The organism is Thalassolituus sp., assembly GCF_984348125.1.
Genome location: NZ_CFHJLR010000017.1, coordinates 16,435 through 34,174, shown reverse-complemented (window position 1 = coordinate 34,174; position 17,740 = coordinate 16,435). Strand labels below are relative to the sequence as shown.

The following is a 17,740-nucleotide window of genomic DNA, read 5'->3' as shown; positions in this document are numbered from 1 at the left end:
CTCGTTACGACTTGCCACCAACGGCAGCAACGATCGTAATGCTCTTGTTGTCCGGCACTTCCTGGTAAGCCAGTACGTGCAATTGCGGAATACTGTTCCTGACGAACTGCGACATCGCCGGACGTAATTGCGAAGTCACCAGAAGCACCGCTGGGCGGCCTGCCGCTTCTTGTGTCTGCACCGATTCATTCAGTGAGCGTTGCAAGGTGTCTGCCATACCTGGTTCAAGAACCAGCCCCTGTTGGCTGCCCTGCTGAGCACTCTGCTGTAAGCTTTTCAGCAATAATTGTTCCAGCCCCGGATCCAGCGTCATCACAGGCAGTTCATCGGTGTTTCCAAAGATATTCTGAGTAATCATGCGGGCCAGAGCCAAACGAGCGGCAGAAACGAGAGCGGCAATATCTTGACTCTGAGCTGGAGAGTTCGCCAAAGACTCGGCGATAGAACGCAGATCTCGGATAGGCACCTGCTCACGCAGCAGGTTTTGCAGGACCGCGAGAAGCTGACTGATGCTGACTTTGTTGGGCACCAATTCTTCGGCCAGTTTCGGAGATGTCTTCGCCAGCATATCTACCAGGTGCTGAGCATCCTCATGACCAATCAATTCATGAGCATGAGTCTGCAACTTCTGATTCATATGCGTTGCGACCACGGTACTGGCATCGACGACGGTATAGCCAAGCGTTTGTGCCCGGTCTTTCAGATCTGGCGTGATCCAGTAAGCTTCCATACCGAAGGCTGGGTCGGTCGTCGCCATACCTTCGATTTTGCCGTATACCTGGCCTGGGTTAATCGCCAGCTCACGCTCAGGATGAATTTCTGCTTCCGCCAGCGTGACACCCATCAGGGTGATTCGGTACTGATTGGGCAACAGATCAAGGTTGTCGCGAATATGTACCGACGGAATGAGAAAGCCAAGTTCCTGCGACAGTTTGCGACGAACGCCTTTAATGCGGCTGAGTAGTTGCCCGCCCTGGTTTTTATCCACCAGCGGAATCAGGCGATAACCCACTTCAAGCCCAACGCGATCTACGGGCTCCACGTCGTCCCAGCCCAATTCTTTAACTTCCAGCTGCTTCATTGCCTCGGCAGCTTTTTCCTGCGGCGCTGCTAAGGCATTACCTGCGCCAGCGCCAGCTCCTTCAAGCGCCGGTGTATCTTTCGGCTTTCCACCCAATCGTCGCACGACTGCATCGCCCAGCTCACCGCCTTCTTTATTCCAGCGAATAACATAGGCAGCCAGGCCAGCCACCAGAGCGGCGCTGATAAATACCGTGTGTGGCATTCCCGGAACAACCCCCATTAACAGAAGTAGACCGGCAGACACAGCCAGCGCGCGGGAAGAACCAAACATCTGGCCAAAGACCTGCTGTCCCATGTCTTCATCGCCACCATTACGAGTGACCATAATGGCGGTTGCAGTCGACAGCAGCAGTGATGGAATCTGGGCAACCAGACCATCACCAATCGCCAGCAGCGTATACGCAGATACTGCATCACCAAACGTCAGGTTGTGCTGAGCCATACCGATGGCAAAGCCACCCACCACGTTAATGATCAGAATCAGAATGCCAGCGATCGCATCACCTTTTACGAATTTACTGGCACCGTCCATAGCACCGTAGAAGTCCGCTTCTGCGGCAATATCTGAACGACGTTTTTTCGCCTCTTCGGCCTCAATCAGGCCAGCATTCAAGTCAGCGTCAATGGCCATCTGCTTACCGGGCATAGCATCCAATGTGAAGCGCGCGCTCACTTCTGAAACACGGCCAGCACCTTTGGTCACCACCACAAAATTGATGATCATCAGAATCATAAAGACCACCAGACCCACGGCATAGTTACCGCCGATCAGCACTTCACCAAACGCCTCAATCACCTTACCCGCGGCATCACCACCTTCATGGCCATACAGGAGCACAACACGGGTTGAGGCGACGTTGAGTGCCAGACGCAACAATGTCGCGATCAGGAGAATGGTCGGGAAAATGGCGAAATCTAATGGGCGTTTTGAATAAACACTGACCAGTAATACGACTATAGATAAAGCAATATTAAAGGTGAAAAAGGTATCCAGCAGAAACGGCGGCAGAGGCAACGTCATCATGCCCAGCAACACCAGCAGCATGACTGGAATGCCGAGGTTGCCCTGCATAAGGATTGAGGCTCCGCTCTTCAGTTGTCCGACTACATTGCTTCCGGAGGCCGCTGCCATTTAGATACCCGTCAAAAAAATGTTCTACCAACTGGGTATCGCAAGAAGTGTTCCCGTTTTAATTCAGACAGTCATTTTTATCGAACTTTTTAAGTTATGAAGGATCTGGGTCGACTCTCAGATCACGAGGAATTGGCATGTCAGGCTTACGTTCAGGCTTCGGCCCTTTCCCCTTAGCGAACTGATCCATCTGATAGATATACGCCAGTACCTGCGCCACGGCGACATACAGCCCCTCTGGTATTTCATCGCCGACTTTGGTGTGGGTGTACAGGGCACGAGCCAATGGCGGTGCCTGCATCTGAGGTACGTTATTTTCTTTGGCGATTTCACGGATTTTTAAAGCAACCCGATCTGAACCTTTCGCCAGCAACACAGGCGCAGCACTGGCGCCCGCGTCGTAGCGTAGCGCAACCGAGTAGTGAGTTGGGTTAGTAATTACAACGTCTGCCTCTGGCACATCGGCCATCATCCGGCGCTGCGCAACTTCACGCTGTAACTGACGAACTTTGCTCTTAACCTCGGGCTTACCCTCGGTTTCTTTATATTCGTCTTTAATTTCCTGCATCGACATACGCATCTTTTTCGTGAAGCTGTATATCTGCCAGGGCACATCAACAATCGCGATCAGTGCCGTCGAGGCACACAGTGCCAGTACACTCCAGATGATAATCGTAATAGCGTGATCAATCGCTGATTCGGTACTCTCGTATTGAATGCGCATCGCATCCTGAAAAAAGAACAGAAGCGTCAACCAGGCGACGGTACCGACGACCAGCACTTTCGCCCATGCCTTAAACAGTTCAACCAGAGAGTTGGCAGAGAACATCCGCTTCAGGCCACTGAGCGGATTTAAGCGGTCGAGTTTGGGCGTGATGGCTTTGCCCGAAAATAACCACCCTCCGACTAGAAGCGGGCCCGCGAACGCGGCGATCAATACCACTACCAGCCAAGGTGCGAGAGCAATCGCCGCTTCTAGTGCTGATGCATCGAGATACGACGTCATCATACCGGTATCAAACGCGGTATCACGATCGAAAGAAAAAGAATGTTTGGCCATCGCAGCGATACGCTCTGACATGAATGGGCCAAACATCAGTAAGCCAGCAGCCCCCATGACCAGTACCATGGTGGTGCCGAGTTCTTTAGATCGGGGAACCTGACCTTCATCCCGCGCTTTTTGAAGGCGCCGGGGGGTGGGTTCTTCTGTTTTTTCCTGACTACTATCCTGCTCTGCCATAACAACCTCTAGAGAGTGATCAGCTTCTTCAGGAACTCGAAGAGAACATCCATGTAGCCATGAAAGCTGGATGCCATCTCATCAATGTTCAGCCACATAATTAACAGCCCGACAATCATGGTTACAGGAAAACCGAGTGCAAAAATATTCAGCTGTGGGGCCGCCCGCGTCATGACACCAAACGCGAGGTTCACAATCAGCAAAGCAGTCATGGCAGGTAGAGAAATCACCACTGCGGCAGCAATCATCCAGCCACTCCAATTGACCAGTAGTCCGAACTGCTCAGCAGAAAAACTGGCCATACCAATCGGGATTGAGCGAAAACTGTCGACCAGTATTTCAATAAGCACCAGGTGCCCGTTCAATGACAGAAATACCAGACTGACCATAAACAGAAACCACTGCGAGATAACGACCACCGATGCGCCCTGACTGGGGTCTACCGTGGTGGCGATACCCAGGCCGGTCTGCATCGCGATCAATTGCCCTGCAATCACAAACACCTGCATCAGCAGCTCGGTTACAAATCCGAGCAAAACGCCAATAAGCAGTTGCTGCAAAATAATAATGACAGACGCAAGGGAGATAGCTTCGACCTTAGGAATCGGCGGTAACAGAGGCACGACAACCAAAGTGACAGCAACGGCAAGAAGCAGACGTACCCGCATTGATACCATGCGGGTACCGATCAGGGGCATCACCATCAAGAGACCGGATATCCGCGCAAAGGGATACACGTATCGGGTAATCCAATGGCTGATATCGAGTGCCTCAAACTCTATCACGGGTCAGCCGATCAGGAAGGGAATATTGAGATAAATTTCACGCGTAAAGTCGAGCACCGCGCTGACAGCCCAGGGGCCAAACATAATCATCGCCAGCAAGGTAACCACTAAACGCGGCAGGAAACTCAAAGTCTGCTCGTTAATCTGGGTGGCCGCCTGAAAAGTACTTACCATCAGACCAATGATCAGACTGGGAACAATAATGACAACAACAATGGCCAGCACGATGTAGAGTGCATTGGTAAAAATATCGCCGATAATCGCTTCAGACATTCTCGCCTCCTGTCGCTGGTGACGTTTTCATAAGACCCTGCCTATATCGTTCCGAAACTATTCGCCAAAGTACCCATGATCAATGCCCAGCCATCAATCAACACGAATAACATAATTTTAAATGGCAACGAAATAATGATGGGCGACAGCATCATCATACCCATGGCCATCAGAATACTGGCGACGACAAGGTCGATGATCAGAAACGGAATAAATATCAGAAAGCCAATCTGAAACGCCGTTTTCAGCTCACTGGTAATAAACGCCGGAATCAGGATATGAATTGGTGTTTCTGCCGGACCTGCAATATCAGTACGACCACTGATACGTACGAACAAATCAAGATCTGTCTCACGTGTTTGCGCCAGCATAAACTCATGCATCGGGACTGCGGCTCGCTCTAACGCTTCAAGCGGTGCAATTTCCTCGGCAAGATATGGCTGAATCGCGTCCGCATTTACGATGCGGAACACCGGCATCATGATAAACAGCGTCAGAAATAACGAGAGGCCAAGAAGTACCTGATTCGACGGTGTCTGCTGCAGGCCAATGGCCTGTCGGAGAATCGCTAATACAACAATAATTCGGGTAAATGACGTCATCATAATGAGCAGCGACGGTAATACCGTCAGTAGCGTCATTAATACAAGGATCTGGATAGTAACTGAGTACTGACCACCGTTGTCATTAGCGGTATAAACAACGGCAGGAATACCGCCAGGGCCAGTTACCGGGGCCGCAGGGTCCGCGCCGAAGGCGAACGCCGGCATCATAAGAAACAGAGGCAGCCAACGCATCAGAGTCTTCATTTGCGTACAGCCTTCTTCAGAATATCGGCAAAATCAGCGGGCTTATTTTCTGCAACATCAATCGGTTGGTCCAGCGTTGCCAGCGTGTTAATGCCGTGCGGTGTAATACCAATCACAAGCTGTTGTTCACCGGCCTGAATAATGGCCACTTTTTCGCGCTGCCCTAAGGGTAGTACCGCAAGTGTTTTCAGGTGTTGAGCACCGCCTGTCCACTGACCAACGCGGGTTTTATTCACCAGCCAGGCCAGACCCACAATAAGGCCAAGTATGAGGATCAGGAAAAGCACGACCTTTCCAGCACTGGCCATCGGTGTCGCTTGCAGCATAGGCGTCACCTGTTCTTCAGCGAACGCCATGCCGGGCAGCAAGAGTAAAAATTTAGCGCAGGCGGTGTATACGTTCACTCTGACTCACCACATCCGTCAGGCGGATACCAAATTTATCGTTAACCATGACAACTTCACCGTGCGCAATCAGGGTTCCGTTCACCAGTACATCCAATGGCTCACCAGCAAGGCGATCAAGCTCTACAACAGAGCCCTGATTTAACTGCAGCAGATTCCGGATAGGTATTTTGGTCGCACCTACTTCCATTGAAATACGAACCGGGATGTCGAGGATGACCTCCAGCTCCGGATTATCACCATTGCCACCAGGGCGACCTTCATCCTGCAGTTCATCAAGCTCAATCTGCTTTACAGGGTCAGGCTCTGGTTCAGGTTCTTCTTCATCTGTTTCTCCCGCTTCTTCCATGGCAGCGGCCCACTCATCGGCCAGCGCCTGATCATCTTCTTCACCTTCCGCTGCACTTTCCTCGCCGCTGGCCTCTTCAATACCACCCGCTACTTCATCAGCAAGTTTCTGAGGATCTAATTCTTCTTCGGGTGACTGATCCTGATCTTTTTCGTCACTCATAACCTGCTCCTGTCAGCGTTTTCTGTGAGAAATCTGTTCTTTAATTTTGACAGCCAGATTCTCATTGGATATGCCCATTTTCCCGGTAAAGATTGGAATGCCATTCGCTTCCAACACAAAGTCTTCGGGGATTTCAATCGGTATGACATCGCCGGTTTTTAATGCGGCAACTTCTCGTAGTGTAATGTCGCGCTGCGCCAGTGTTCCGTGTATTTCGACGGGAGCCTCGAGGATGTCCTCACGCAGCGACTGCTGCCAACGTTCATCAACGTCGTCCACGTCACTCTGGAAACCAGCGTCCAGAACCTCGCGCATCGGTTCAATCATCGAATAAGGGATAGTCAGGTGGAGGTCACCACCACCGCCATCAAGCTCAATATGGAAGGTACTGACAACTACGACTTCGCTTGGACTGACGATATTGGCCATGGCTGGATTTACTTCCGAACCCACGTATTCAAATTCCACAGGAATCACCGGCGACCAGGCTTCCATCATGTCGTTGAATACCTGCGTCAGAATCAACTGAACAACCCGAACCTCTGTCGGCGTAAATTCACGCCCTTCAATCTTTGCATGACGCCCATCGCCGCCAAAAAAGTTATCCACCAGTTTAAAAACGAGTTTGGCGTCCAAAATAAATAATGCGGTGCCGCGCAATGGGCGCATTTTCACAAGATTCAGACTGGTTGGTACATACAAGGTGTGTATGTACTCACCAAATTTCATAATCTGTACACCGCCAGAAGCGACATCAGCGCTGCGACGCAGAAAATTAAACATGCTGATGCGGGTGTAACGTGCAAATCGCTCATTGATCATTTCCAGCGTTGGCATACGTCCGCGGACGATACGGTCGTTGCTGGTAAGATCGTAGGATTTGATTCCGGCCGCATCGACCTCTTCTTCGGGGCCAATGTCGCCGTCGTCTACACCATGCAATAAGGCATCAATTTCATCTTGCGACAGTAAATCCTGCACACTTAATTCCTACTGCATTACAAAGTTGGTAAACAGCACAGCTTCGACACCGTCAGAGCCTGCTTCCCGTTCCATCATTTCCGTGATCGCGCTTTTCAACGCATTTTGCAGAGCAACCCGTCCTTCGGCTGTTCGTAATTTCGCAAACTCCTGGCGGCTGACAATATTGATCACCTCGTTTCTCACCATGGGCTCGTGCAACTCAAGAGCATCTACGATGGACTGCTGACGCGTCATAATTTCGATGCTTGCCTGTACGTATCTCTGACGCGTACCGACCTGAAAGCTGATGACGAATTCTGGTTTCAGCTTGACGTACACCGCAGCAAGTTCAGGCTCTTCAACGACCTCTTCGACCACTTCTTCGTCAGTGACCTCTTCCTCTTCGCCACCGAGTAAGAAGAAGGCTGCTGCACCGCCCCCCGCCAGTAAAACGATCAGGACGATGGCGATGATGATAATGAGCTTTTTCTTACCACCACCCGACTGCTCTTCTTCGCCTTCCTGACCTTCCAGCTTAAGGTCCTGTTCTTTTGCCATTCGGAAATCTCCTGTATGAAGTCAAATCTGCAAAGCTTGTGCCACGTTTTTTCGCCAAAAAAATGACATCAAACCCCACGATAAGTCTGACTTCAGTGTAGAAGTAAATTGCTGTGGCGGCCGATGGAATTGGCCAATCAAACAGAGGACGCGAAGAGGCCGATGGGCCGGAGTCTCAGTTAGCTATAGAGAGAATGGGAATGTCAGGCCTGACGCAAACACTGCAGGCCTGACCAATCTGGTTAAGCGAATGTATCCAGTAAAGAATCAGGGGCCGGTGTATGCGCCTGATTTATACCGACTACCTCCTCCCCTTCAGCGCCAGATCCGCCAGCAAAACCCGCATTTGAGCCGTCAGAGTTATCAGAAGCACCGTCCCTTCCTTGACCACCACTGTCGGCAGAAACACTGAACTCACTCAACTCAATACCCTCAGCAGCAAGTGCATCCCGCAGCCGCTGGGCGCTGTTGTCGAGTACATCTTTCACCTGGTGACTCTGTGCAGACACCTGGACACTGGCTTGATCATTCTGTACCTGCATACGGATTTCGAGGCTGCCCAACTCAGGAGGGTCAAGCTGAATACGCGCCTGCTGAACATCGTTCGCGACCATAGTCACCAAGCGAGCACCTAACGCTGGCGTCCACTCCCTACGGTCCTGCCCAAATTCCAGTTTCTCCCGGAACTGGCGCTGGAGCTTCTGCTCAAAACCTTCCTCAAAACTGTAGTCTTCTGAGACGAGTTCTTCGGTTGGGCTCTCTGCATTAATCATGTCTGCATTAGCGGCGGCAGCGGTCGTCGCTGCGGCTGGCTGAGACTGAACCGTTGCAGGCGTTACAGAGGCTTGTGCCGTCGATGACCCTCCCTGACTGTTCAGCATACTCTCTCTAAAACCGGACGTTTCCAGGCGCGTATCATCGGCAGTGACTGGTTTAAATACGTCACTGACCAGTTCACTCTCGGCTTCTTCTGGAACGGGTTCAGCGCCATTAGCAGTCGCGGCGGCAAGTTGCGGCTTACCTGAGATTCTCTGATCACTCTGCTGGCGCATCTCGCCAGAGTTCTGGCTGCGTATCGCATTCGCCATCGGCGAGACAGTCGCGGCCGCAAGCGGTGAAGCAGTATCTGTCACACGATCCGAAGGCGTGGCTAGTGTAACATTAGCCGATGCATCAAGATCAGCACCGTCAAAGTCTTCAGCTATATGACCGCCTGACGCCACTTCTGTATCGGCGTAACGCACTGAAATGTCTTTTCCTTTCTGAATCTGAGCCATCAGGGTGTCGCCCATCAGCTCCTGGCCTGATGTATCAACAGGCTCACCAGTAGAGAGAAGCGAGAGGCTTTCCCCCGACAATGCGGTGTCCTTGTCGCCTGATAAACCGAGCGGCAAGTCCAGCGGCAGATTTTGCCCCTCTGAGATTGCCGCCAGGGCCGAAGGTATGCCGCCAGTTTTTTCTGTATCCAGCGGTTGAAGCTGCATCTCATCAAGCAAACTTGAAAAGTCACTCAGGCCAGAGGCCCCGTCACCACTGAGTTTCAGGTCCTGAAAGTCGATATTTCCGCCAAGCGACATCAGTAGTGACGCCATCGGGCTGTTTGGAAGAGAAGGGTTCATCCCGGTCTCCTGTTATCTGGGTTACCGGGGATATCGCAAAAGATGGGCCAGTTTTATGATTGAATAGACTTCAGGAAATCAAACAAGAGCGCTCAATTGTTGACGCACCTGCTGGTAAGACTGCTCCAGCGCATCTATCGCACCAGGGAGTTGGTCCAGAGCACCATCAATCGCCATTTTTTCTACAGTATATGCCTGCTCTGCGAAATCAACCGCGCAAACATTGCTGCTAGCGCCTTTAAGACTATGCACAGTCATGCGGAGGCTTTCACAATCCCCCTCACTCAGTGCCTTACGCATCGCAGGGAAGCGTCTGTCACTATCACGGATATACAGTTCAATAAGAGGCTGAAACTCCTCCTCCATGATGTCCTTAAGCATGTTCAGCGACTCAAGATCAATCATGTCGCCTGCTCCAGTGGCCAATGAATGACTACAGATACTTCGTTACCTTTTCCGCGATACTCAATCGAATCGCAGATGCTTTCAATAAGCGGGATACCCCTTCCCGAGTAATTATTCCCGCTACCTTCCACTCTGTTATGGCCCTTGTAATCAAAACCATCACCGCTATCTTCCAGGGTCAGTGTCAGAGTACCGCTATCACCCACTCCGGTATGATGCATATTAATACGGACGAAACCTTCCTCAAGCTCAGCCACACGCTTCTCTCTCTGACGGTAATATTCCATAAACCCATCTGGAGATTGCTTCATTGAAGAGTGTAGCCCTAATACGCCGTGCTCAAAGGCGTTAGAGAATAGCTCAGCAACAACAGTGTACAACTGCCCGCCAATCGCCCGTAACCCCGGAACCTCCATCATAATGTGATTCATCAACGGTACTGGATTAAACGACTTCAGGGTCGAAGCTTCAAGGCGGTATTCCATACTCCAGTCACGCGGCCCCTGGGATATCCCGGCTTTTGTGACCGCGCTTTCCTTATCTTCGCGAAGTGCATCATCCATGACCACTTCGATCAGTGTAGTGTCATCATCCTGCTCCGAACCGTCAACAAACTCATCTACTGCGCGCTGAATATCATCATAGACATCGCTGGCATGAGCCGAATCGCGTACAACATTTATCAGCCTTTCCTGCCCAAACATTTCGCCCTCGGAATTACGCGCTTCAATAATTCCGTCCGACCAGAGAAACAAACGATCACCGTTCGCCATTGGGAATTCAGTCATCTGATCATTGAACTTGTCAGCAGACATCACACCAAGAGGCAGATGACGCGAAGACAGTGTCTCGATCATCTCACCATCGTTGCGCAGCAGGTAGCAGTCCGGAACGCCTCCCATCCAGACGCTGGCTGCCTGCCGATCAGGTGCCAGATCAACGGCAGCGGCACAGCAGAAGAACCCCACCGGAAGAATGCTTTTAAGCTTCTGATTAATCTCTCGGAGTACCTCACGCAGACCAAAACCTTTTGCGGTCATACCGTAAAAAATATCAGCCATGGGCATAGCGCCAATCGCAGCAGGAAGTCCGTGCCCGGTGAAATCTCCGAGTAACACATGCATGCCGCCACCCGGCTTACGCGCTGCAAGTAGTACGTCACCATTAAACACAGCTAACGGAGAAAGCTCATAACGGATATTCGGGGATGTCAGGCAACCTGCGTGCGCTACGTTATCGTATACCGCTTTAGCGACCCGCTGTTCCTGCAGCATGTGCCGGTTAACCCGCGCGATTTCATCACGCTGATTAAGCAATGTTCTATGCATTTCGGACATGCGGTGATACGAATCGATTTTCGCCTGAAGCACAACATGGTTGTATGGTTTAGTGAGAAAGTCATCGCCACCTGATTCGAGACAGTCGGCAAGACTCTGGGCATCCGACAGCGACGTCAGGAAAATCACCGGAACGAAATCTTCTTCGGCTATGGATTTGATCTGGCGGGTGGCCTCTTTTCCGTTGAGGCCGGGCATCATTACGTCCATCAAAACAATATCAGGGCGATGCTCCGTGAAGATATCTACCGCTTCAAATCCATTTGTTGCTTCTATTACTTCGTTTCCCTGGTTGCGGACTACTCGCGATAACACCTTGCGGTCAACGCTGTTATCGTCCGCGATCAGGACCTTATAAGCGGTCATGATTACCTGTTACTGAATAGTGAAAAGTTGCTCGAAGTTAGAAATCGCTAATATCTTACGAACATCGTCGTTGCAGTTCGTAATTGAAATTTCAGAGTGATCGCCTCCCGCATGATCGCGCAGCAGAAGCAGCATACCCAAAGCTGAGCTGTCGAGGTAAGTAGCACCGCCCAGGTCGACAATATATTTCCGCACCTGCGAAGCACTTTCATACGCATCACGGAATTCCTGATGAGCACTGAAATCAAACCGTCCGTCTACCTGAATAACCAGTTCCTGGCCGTTACCTGCCAATGATGCACGTACTGACATGCGACTATCTCCTGAAAAAAATCCCGTACATTAGGTTTAGCACAAGCCACAGAAAGTGGTCATAACAAACGCGCTTTTTTAATCATTTCTGACGCAATTCCTGTCAAAGGAATCAGTTCATCCACGGCGCCCAGCTCGTGAGCAGCTCTGGGCATTCCCCAGACAACAGAAGATGCCTCATCCTGCGCCATGGTCAGGGCACCAGCGTCATGAAGCCGCTTCATGGCAACTGCGCCATCAGCCCCCATACCCGTCAGCATCACAGCCACCAGGCGCTTACCACCCGCAACCTGTAGCAATGAATCAAACATTGCCTCAACCGAAGGTTTATGGAGATTCTGTTTCGGGCCATCGTCCACGATGGTAAACAGCTGATCGCCCTTCCGCCTGAAGCGCAGATGACGCCCACCCTGAGCAATAATCACCCGGCCAGGAATCACTTCAAGATCATTTCTCGCTTCAAGCACTTCCATCGGATAGAGGTTATCCAGACGTTTCGCCAGCGAGGCACTGAACACCTCAGGAATATGCTGACTGACAACAATAGGAGGACAGTTCACCGGTAGCGACGAAAGAACCTCTGAAATCGCCTCAGTCCCACCTGTAGAGGACCCAACGGCGACGATTCGCCGATAGTTATCGTTCGTTTCACGTGTCACGACTCGTGTCGTTTTCTGGCTTCTTGTCGTTTCAACGGCAACGACACGCGCCTGCGAAGCAATCCGGACTTTATCACATAGTGCTTCTGCAAATTCGTAAAACTCGTCTGGGCTTTGTGCTTTGGGCTTACAGATGTAATCAACCGCGCCCATTTCCAGGGCTTCAAGCGTCTCTGGCGCCCCTTTTTCGGTAAGAGTCGATACCATCACTACCGGCATGGGTCGAAGGCGCATCAGGTTGCTGAGAAACTGCAACCCATCCATTCTCGGCATTTCTACGTCAAGCGTGATGACATCCGGATTCAACTGCTTAATTTTATCCCGGGCTATTAATGGATCACTGGCCACACCGACGACATCTATATCATCGGTACTATCAAACACTTCACGCAGCATTTTTCGAATAAGAGCGGAATCATCAATGATCAGGACTTTAATTTTACTCATACACGTTCCCCTCAAAAAAGATCAATACCGCTGTCTCCCTGCTCCATGTCTTCCATCTTAACTTTGCGGCTGTATTCGGTTTCACGTTTCATCAATGTATCGTTCTTAACGTTAGAAATACGACGCATCTTGACCGAGCCTGTATCGGGGAAATACAAAACCTTGCGGGCGTACACATCGCCAACATCTGCTCTGGCAATCTCGAGCCCTTCGTTGTGCAGATAGTTATACACAAATAAAATATTGCGCTGACCAATATCACTCATAGACGCAATCATCTGGCCGCCACCGAATAGCTTCACTTCAAGGTTCTGTCGTCGCCCACCGCGCTTGAGTATTTCGTTGATCAAAAATTCCATCGCCCAGGTACCGTAACGTGAGTTCTGAGTCACCGGGTTGGACCCCCAGACATCACTGGAGTGCTCACTCTGCTCCGGAAGCATAAAGTGGTTCATTCCGCCGATTCCCAGCTTACGATCACGAATACACGCTGAGACACAAGACCCTAAAACGGTCGCAATCATCTCTCCTTGTGTCGAAACGTATAGTTCACCGGGAAGAATTTTGGCGGCCCAGGTGTTGTGAACCCCGTCCCAGTATCGCGCGACATGCTCAAAACCACTGAGAGGTTTCGGTTCGGGTGGGCGCTGATGCATAGGCAGATCCCTTAGTAAATTTTCTGGTATATGGTATTACCCAGCGACTTGAAGCGGTCTGTAAGACCGTTCAGTGATTCTGAGTGACCTATGATCAGATAGCCCCCTACCGGTAGATAATCAGCATAGCGATTGAACAGGGTTTTCTGAGTTTCTCGATTGAAATAAATCACGACATTACGGCAAAAAATAACGTCGAATTTGCCTTTCATTGGCCAACCTTCCAGGAGGTTCAGACGTTTAAAATGCACGAGATCACGTATGCTCTTTCTCACGCGGACCTGGTTACCAGTCCGGTTCTTTTCAAAGAATTTTTCGACAGCATCATCTGGCACAGACATCAGACTGTCTGCAGAGTAGACTCCCTCAGCGCCCGTACTGACGACGTTAGAATCCAGATCAGTCGCCAGGATTTTCACGTCAAACGCTGAAGCCATATGCGCTTCAGCCAGAGTGAAGGCGATGGTGTACGCCTCTTGTCCGATGGAACAACCAGAAGACCAGATTCTCACCTTCTTATCTGATTTTTTCTTCAATTCCGGAATGACCGTATCTCTTAAGAAATCAAAGTGATGCGACTCCCGGTAAAAAGACGTCAGATTGGTTGTAATTAAGTTGATGAAATTAGTCGATTCATCCCGAAAGTTGTCTTTCAGGTACTCCAGATAATCAGCAAAGTTCCGGTACCCCGTCTGACGCAGCCTGCGAGCGATACGTCCATACACCATATTTGCTTTATGACGGCCCAGAACAATCCCTGTATGCTTAAGAGCAAGAGCGGCGATTTCGTCAAAATCGCGCTCTGTCATTAAAAACTCTTTGTCGGCTAACAGTGGCTTATCAGACACATGTGCGTTCATACCTGATCAAAACTCTTCCCAGTCGTCGTCAAAGTTACTCACCGACAATCCCCCCTGGTCGGCAGCTGACGCAGATGGAGCAGGTGCCACCTTTGGAGCAGCAGCTGGAGCAGGTGCTGCCGCAACGGGTGCATCCATCGACATAGACCCGGAGGCGAAAGATGCATCAACTGTGAAGAATTCCATTAACTGGGTCATTCCCTGAGCCTGACCGGCCATGGCCTCACCCGCCGCCGTTGCCTGCTCAACCAGAGCAGCGTTCTGCTGCGTCATTTCATCCATCTGGGCAACCGCGCTGTTCACCTGATCAATACCCGCAGACTGCTCAGCAGCCGCAGTACTGATTTCCTGGATCATAGCTGATACACGATCAACTGCGCCGATAATTTCATTCAGGGTTTTACCCGATGCATTCACCAGAGACGTCCCTGCTTCAACCTTATCCACACTGTCGCGGATCAGATCCTTGATCTCTTTCGCAGCACCAGCTGAGCGCTGAGCCAGATTCCGGACTTCACCTGCCACAACCGCAAATCCACGGCCCTGCTCACCTGCACGCGCCGCCTCTACAGCAGCATTCAATGCCAGCAGATTCGTCTGGAAGGCGATTTCATCAATCACACCGATAATGTCTGAGATCTTCTTACTGGCCTGATTAATTTCATCCATCGCAGTGACGGCTTTCTCGACAACCTCACCACCTTCTTCGGCTTTGTTCTTCGCAGAACTTGCCAGCTCATTGGCATGTACCGAGTTTTCACTGGTCTGCTTCACTGCACTAGTCATTTCTTCCATACTGGAAGCCGTTTCTTCCAGGCTGGATGCCTGCGACTCAGTACGCTTACTCAGATCCGCATTGCCCTGAGCGATTTCACTGGCACCGGTAGCAACGGTCGATGCAGACTCACGGATACGGGTCATTATTTCAGTCAGGCGCTCAACCGTTGAGTTGGCGTCCTGCTTGAGCTTGCCAAATGACCCCATGTAATCAGTTTCGATTTTGCGGGTCAGATTGCCATGCGCCAGTGCATCAAAGATACGCACGGTGTCATTAACCACGTCATCGGCAATACCAAGAAGGCGGTTAAGCCCTTCTGCCAGACCAAGGAAGAAACCTTGTTTACCGATCGTATCGATACGACGGGACAGATCACCGCCTGCGGCTGCCTCAACAATGGCATCGATTTCACGCTCAGCGCGGACTTCGATAGTTCGGTCAGTCCACTCAACCACCGTCCCCAAACGCTCATTACTGTCGTTAATAATTGGGTTAGCGATCAACGCATAGTGACGGCCGCCGACTTCAATCTGAGTTTTATAGGTCTGTGTTAAGGCGGCCAGCATAGAGCGCTGATGCGCAGGGTTCTTATGGAATGTATCGATATTCGCGCCCATTAAGGCCGAGGCATTAAATGAAGGCAGATCTTTACGCAGATCCGCTTCAGAATTCTTCATCATATTTTCAACGGCTTCGTTCATATAGATGATGTTGCCGTCAGTGTCCGCAATCATGGCATTCGTGCTGACAGAGTCGAGAGCCTGGCGTACCCGAAGGTTCTCGTCTGAAATACGCTTTTCTTCTTCCCGAGCCTTGAGAATATCGGTCATATCAACCCACTCAACCACGGTGCCGATGCGATTACCATCTGCGTCGTACCATGGCGATGCGGTCAGATCGAACTTAACATCATCGAATGAAAGCTGGGTTTCAATGGGCTTATCAAGAGCCTTAAGAATGCCACGCTGATGCGACGGCTTTTTATGAAAGCTATCGACGTTAGTGCCGATTAACTCCGACACTTTGAAGTTACTGAGATGCTTCTGGATATCTGCTTCGCGATTCTGAAGCATTTTAACCATCTCATCGTTCATATAAACGATATTGAGATCATTATCTGCCATCATCACGGTTGCCTGGCACAACTTCAGTGCGCTGGCAATCTGTGCATTTTTCTCGTTCAGCGCAGCCCTGGCTTTCTGCTCGGTGATGTCTGAGGCAAATTTCACGACTTTAACAACATCCCCATCATCATTAAGGATGGGGTTATAAGTCGCCTGAATCCAGACAGAGGTGCCATCTTTCGCAACACGCTCAAATTCATCGGCACTGAACTCACCTTGGCCAAGCTTCTTCCAGAATTCTGCGTATTCAGGGCTGTTTGCATACTCTGGTTTTACGAACATGCGATGATGCTTCCCCTGAATCTCACTAAGCTGATAACCCAAGGTATTCAGGAAATTATCGTTCGCGGTCAGGATCTCACCCTCTGGCGTAAACTCAATCATGGCCTGGGCACGACTGATGGCTTCTACTTTGCCCGCGTAATCAATATTCCGACGTTTCTGCTCTGTAATGTCGGTTGCGTACTTAATAACCTTCACCACTTTGCCGGTTTCATCAAAGATTGGGTTATACGTCGCCTGAATCCAGATACTCTCGCCTGCTTTGTTAAAGCGCTCAAACTCCGCCGTCTGAAAATCTCCGCGTGCCAGAGAATTCCAGAAGGCCGCGTATTCTGGCGTTTTAGCGTACTTAGCCGACACAAAAATACTGTGGTGCTGGCCTTGTATTTCTTCCAGACGGTAGCCCATCGCATCCAGAAAATTCTGATTTGCTGTGACAATCGTTCCGTCCGGCTTAAATTCGATAGAAGCCTGACTTTTCTCAATCGCAGCCAGCTTCCCTTCCATTTCACGGATTTTATTAGGGTCGATGGCTGCGCCACCGGAAATGATATTGCGGAAAAAGCTCATAGTTACCTTCCTGTACCTTCTTCAGGCAAATACCTTACGGCAGTTAATCTTCATCAATAGAATAAGGAGTTGCAGCCATACCCATGCGTAGCATCAGTAGCTCTTCTACATCGAGCAGAATGACCATCTTCTCGTTCACGTTCACCAGACCTTTAATAAAATCTGAGTTGTCGTCCTCCGTCAGTTCTGGAGGTCGACGGGTGTCTTCGTCGGCAATGGTATAAACATCGGATACAGCATCGACAACAATACCCATCACGCGCTCACCGTTGTCGCTTTCAAATTTCAGAATAATGACCACAGTCGTTGCGGTATAATCTGCCTCGTCCAGCCCGAATCTCAGGCGCAAATCCATGATAGGGACGATGGTTCCACGTAGATTGATCACACCCCGAATATACGATGGCGCATTAGGTATGAGTGTTGGCTCTTCCCAGCCACGAATTTCCTGTACTGCCAGAATATCTACACCGTACTCTTCACCTGACATGATGAACGTCAGGTATTGCTGCTCGTCACCGATGTCACCTTCAGGCAAAACTATCTCTTTCTTAAGCTCTTCCATCC

General features: G+C 50.5%; 18 protein-coding genes. All 18 read right to left on the bottom strand.

Annotation, left to right across the window (positions count from 1 at the left end; genetic code table 11):
* Positions 1-4: 4 nt before the first annotated feature.
* Entirely contained in the window at positions 5-2,215 is a 2,211-nt protein-coding gene (gene flhA / locus AC5E51_RS12345; RefSeq protein ID WP_414716539.1) for a flagellar biosynthesis protein FlhA, read from the bottom strand.
* 94 nt (positions 2,216-2,309) lie between these two features.
* Positions 2,310-3,455, bottom strand: coding sequence for a flagellar biosynthesis protein FlhB (flhB, locus tag AC5E51_RS12340; protein WP_297532876.1), 1,146 nt, complete (start codon positions 3,453-3,455; stop codon positions 2,310-2,312).
* Between the two features lie 8 nt (positions 3,456-3,463).
* The gene (gene fliR, locus AC5E51_RS12335) at positions 3,464-4,240 is read right to left on the bottom strand and encodes a flagellar biosynthetic protein FliR (RefSeq protein ID WP_068442316.1); all 777 of its coding nucleotides are present in this window, start codon (positions 4,238-4,240) and stop codon (positions 3,464-3,466) included.
* Between the two features lie 3 nt (positions 4,241-4,243).
* Complete coding sequence (locus AC5E51_RS12330) at positions 4,244-4,513, bottom strand: flagellar biosynthetic protein FliQ (RefSeq protein ID WP_297532873.1); 270 nt, start codon at positions 4,511-4,513, stop codon at positions 4,244-4,246.
* Positions 4,514-4,554: 41 nt separating this feature from the next.
* Positions 4,555-5,322, bottom strand: a complete 768-nt coding sequence (fliP, locus tag AC5E51_RS12325; protein WP_348655064.1) for a flagellar type III secretion system pore protein FliP — start codon at positions 5,320-5,322, stop codon at positions 4,555-4,557.
* Entirely contained in the window at positions 5,319-5,726 is a 408-nt protein-coding gene (gene fliO / locus AC5E51_RS12320) for a flagellar biosynthetic protein FliO (RefSeq protein WP_084188740.1), read from the bottom strand. The genes fliP and fliO overlap by 4 nt, the downstream gene beginning before the upstream one ends.
* Entirely contained in the window at positions 5,701-6,237 is a 537-nt protein-coding gene (gene fliN, locus AC5E51_RS12315; RefSeq protein WP_068442312.1) for a flagellar motor switch protein FliN, read from the bottom strand. The genes fliO and fliN overlap by 26 nt, the downstream gene beginning before the upstream one ends.
* A 12-nt stretch (positions 6,238-6,249) precedes the next feature.
* The gene (gene fliM, locus AC5E51_RS12310) at positions 6,250-7,218 is read right to left on the bottom strand and encodes a flagellar motor switch protein FliM (RefSeq protein ID WP_068442311.1); all 969 of its coding nucleotides are present in this window, start codon (positions 7,216-7,218) and stop codon (positions 6,250-6,252) included.
* 9 nt (positions 7,219-7,227) lie between these two features.
* On the bottom strand, positions 7,228-7,758 hold the full coding sequence (locus tag AC5E51_RS12305) for a flagellar basal body-associated FliL family protein (RefSeq protein WP_297532868.1): 531 nt from the start codon (positions 7,756-7,758) through the stop codon (positions 7,228-7,230).
* Between the two features lie 242 nt (positions 7,759-8,000).
* Positions 8,001-9,377, bottom strand: a complete 1,377-nt coding sequence (locus tag AC5E51_RS12300) for a flagellar hook-length control protein FliK (protein WP_068442308.1) — start codon at positions 9,375-9,377, stop codon at positions 8,001-8,003.
* 78 nt (positions 9,378-9,455) lie between these two features.
* Positions 9,456-9,782: an Hpt domain-containing protein gene (locus AC5E51_RS12295; protein WP_068442304.1), complete on the bottom strand. Its 327-nt coding sequence runs from the start codon at positions 9,780-9,782 to the stop codon at positions 9,456-9,458.
* Complete coding sequence (locus tag AC5E51_RS12290; protein ID WP_301387330.1) at positions 9,779-11,485, bottom strand: ATP-binding SpoIIE family protein phosphatase; 1,707 nt, start codon at positions 11,483-11,485, stop codon at positions 9,779-9,781. The genes AC5E51_RS12295 and AC5E51_RS12290 overlap by 4 nt, the downstream gene beginning before the upstream one ends.
* Positions 11,486-11,494: 9 nt before the next feature.
* The gene (locus tag AC5E51_RS12285; protein ID WP_068438777.1) at positions 11,495-11,797 is read right to left on the bottom strand and encodes an STAS domain-containing protein; all 303 of its coding nucleotides are present in this window, start codon (positions 11,795-11,797) and stop codon (positions 11,495-11,497) included.
* A gap of 59 nt (positions 11,798-11,856) precedes the next feature.
* Positions 11,857-12,903: a protein-glutamate methylesterase/protein-glutamine glutaminase gene (locus AC5E51_RS12280; RefSeq protein WP_491222762.1), complete on the bottom strand. Its 1,047-nt coding sequence runs from the start codon at positions 12,901-12,903 to the stop codon at positions 11,857-11,859.
* 11 nt (positions 12,904-12,914) lie between these two features.
* A complete protein-coding gene (cheD, locus tag AC5E51_RS12275; RefSeq protein WP_491778654.1) occupies positions 12,915-13,559 on the bottom strand; it encodes a chemoreceptor glutamine deamidase CheD in 645 nt (214 codons plus the stop codon).
* Positions 13,560-13,570: 11 nt separating this feature from the next.
* The gene (locus AC5E51_RS12270; protein WP_297532856.1) at positions 13,571-14,419 is read right to left on the bottom strand and encodes a CheR family methyltransferase; all 849 of its coding nucleotides are present in this window, start codon (positions 14,417-14,419) and stop codon (positions 13,571-13,573) included.
* 6 nt (positions 14,420-14,425) lie between these two features.
* On the bottom strand, positions 14,426-17,173 hold the full coding sequence (locus AC5E51_RS12265; protein WP_301378887.1) for a methyl-accepting chemotaxis protein: 2,748 nt from the start codon (positions 17,171-17,173) through the stop codon (positions 14,426-14,428).
* A 43-nt stretch (positions 17,174-17,216) separates the two neighbouring features.
* Entirely contained in the window at positions 17,217-17,738 is a 522-nt protein-coding gene (locus AC5E51_RS12260; RefSeq protein ID WP_301387331.1) for a chemotaxis protein CheW, read from the bottom strand.
* Positions 17,739-17,740: the final 2 nt, after the last annotated feature.

Excerpts from the sequence above, each read along its gene's own strand:
- AC5E51_RS12300 (WP_068442308.1), bottom strand. The coding sequence starts at position 9,377 with ATGAACCCTTCTCTTCCAAACAGCCCGATGGCGTCACTACTGATGTCG.
- AC5E51_RS12330 (WP_297532873.1), bottom strand. The coding sequence starts at position 4,513 with ATGTCTGAAGCGATTATCGGCGATATTTTTACCAATGCACTCTACATC.
- AC5E51_RS12265 (WP_301378887.1), bottom strand. The coding sequence starts at position 17,173 with ATGAGCTTTTTCCGCAATATCATTTCCGGTGGCGCAGCCATCGACCCT.
- flhB (WP_297532876.1), bottom strand. The coding sequence starts at position 3,455 with ATGGCAGAGCAGGATAGTAGTCAGGAAAAAACAGAAGAACCCACCCCC.
- AC5E51_RS12285 (WP_068438777.1), bottom strand. The coding sequence starts at position 11,797 with ATGTCAGTACGTGCATCATTGGCAGGTAACGGCCAGGAACTGGTTATT.
- AC5E51_RS12290 (WP_301387330.1), bottom strand. The coding sequence starts at position 11,485 with ATGACCGCTTATAAGGTCCTGATCGCGGACGATAACAGCGTTGACCGC.
- fliP (WP_348655064.1), bottom strand. The coding sequence starts at position 5,322 with ATGAAGACTCTGATGCGTTGGCTGCCTCTGTTTCTTATGATGCCGGCG.
- AC5E51_RS12270 (WP_297532856.1), bottom strand. The coding sequence starts at position 14,419 with ATGAACGCACATGTGTCTGATAAGCCACTGTTAGCCGACAAAGAGTTT.
- flhA (WP_414716539.1), bottom strand. The coding sequence starts at position 2,215 with ATGGCAGCGGCCTCCGGAAGCAATGTAGTCGGACAACTGAAGAGCGGA.
- AC5E51_RS12295 (WP_068442304.1), bottom strand. The coding sequence starts at position 9,782 with ATGATTGATCTTGAGTCGCTGAACATGCTTAAGGACATCATGGAGGAG.
- fliN (WP_068442312.1), bottom strand. The coding sequence starts at position 6,237 with ATGAGTGACGAAAAAGATCAGGATCAGTCACCCGAAGAAGAATTAGAT.
- cheD (WP_491778654.1), bottom strand. The coding sequence starts at position 13,559 with ATGCATCAGCGCCCACCCGAACCGAAACCTCTCAGTGGTTTTGAGCAT.
- AC5E51_RS12280 (WP_491222762.1), bottom strand. The coding sequence starts at position 12,903 with ATGAGTAAAATTAAAGTCCTGATCATTGATGATTCCGCTCTTATTCGA.
- AC5E51_RS12260 (WP_301387331.1), bottom strand. The coding sequence starts at position 17,738 with ATGGAAGAGCTTAAGAAAGAGATAGTTTTGCCTGAAGGTGACATCGGT.
- AC5E51_RS12305 (WP_297532868.1), bottom strand. The coding sequence starts at position 7,758 with ATGGCAAAAGAACAGGACCTTAAGCTGGAAGGTCAGGAAGGCGAAGAA.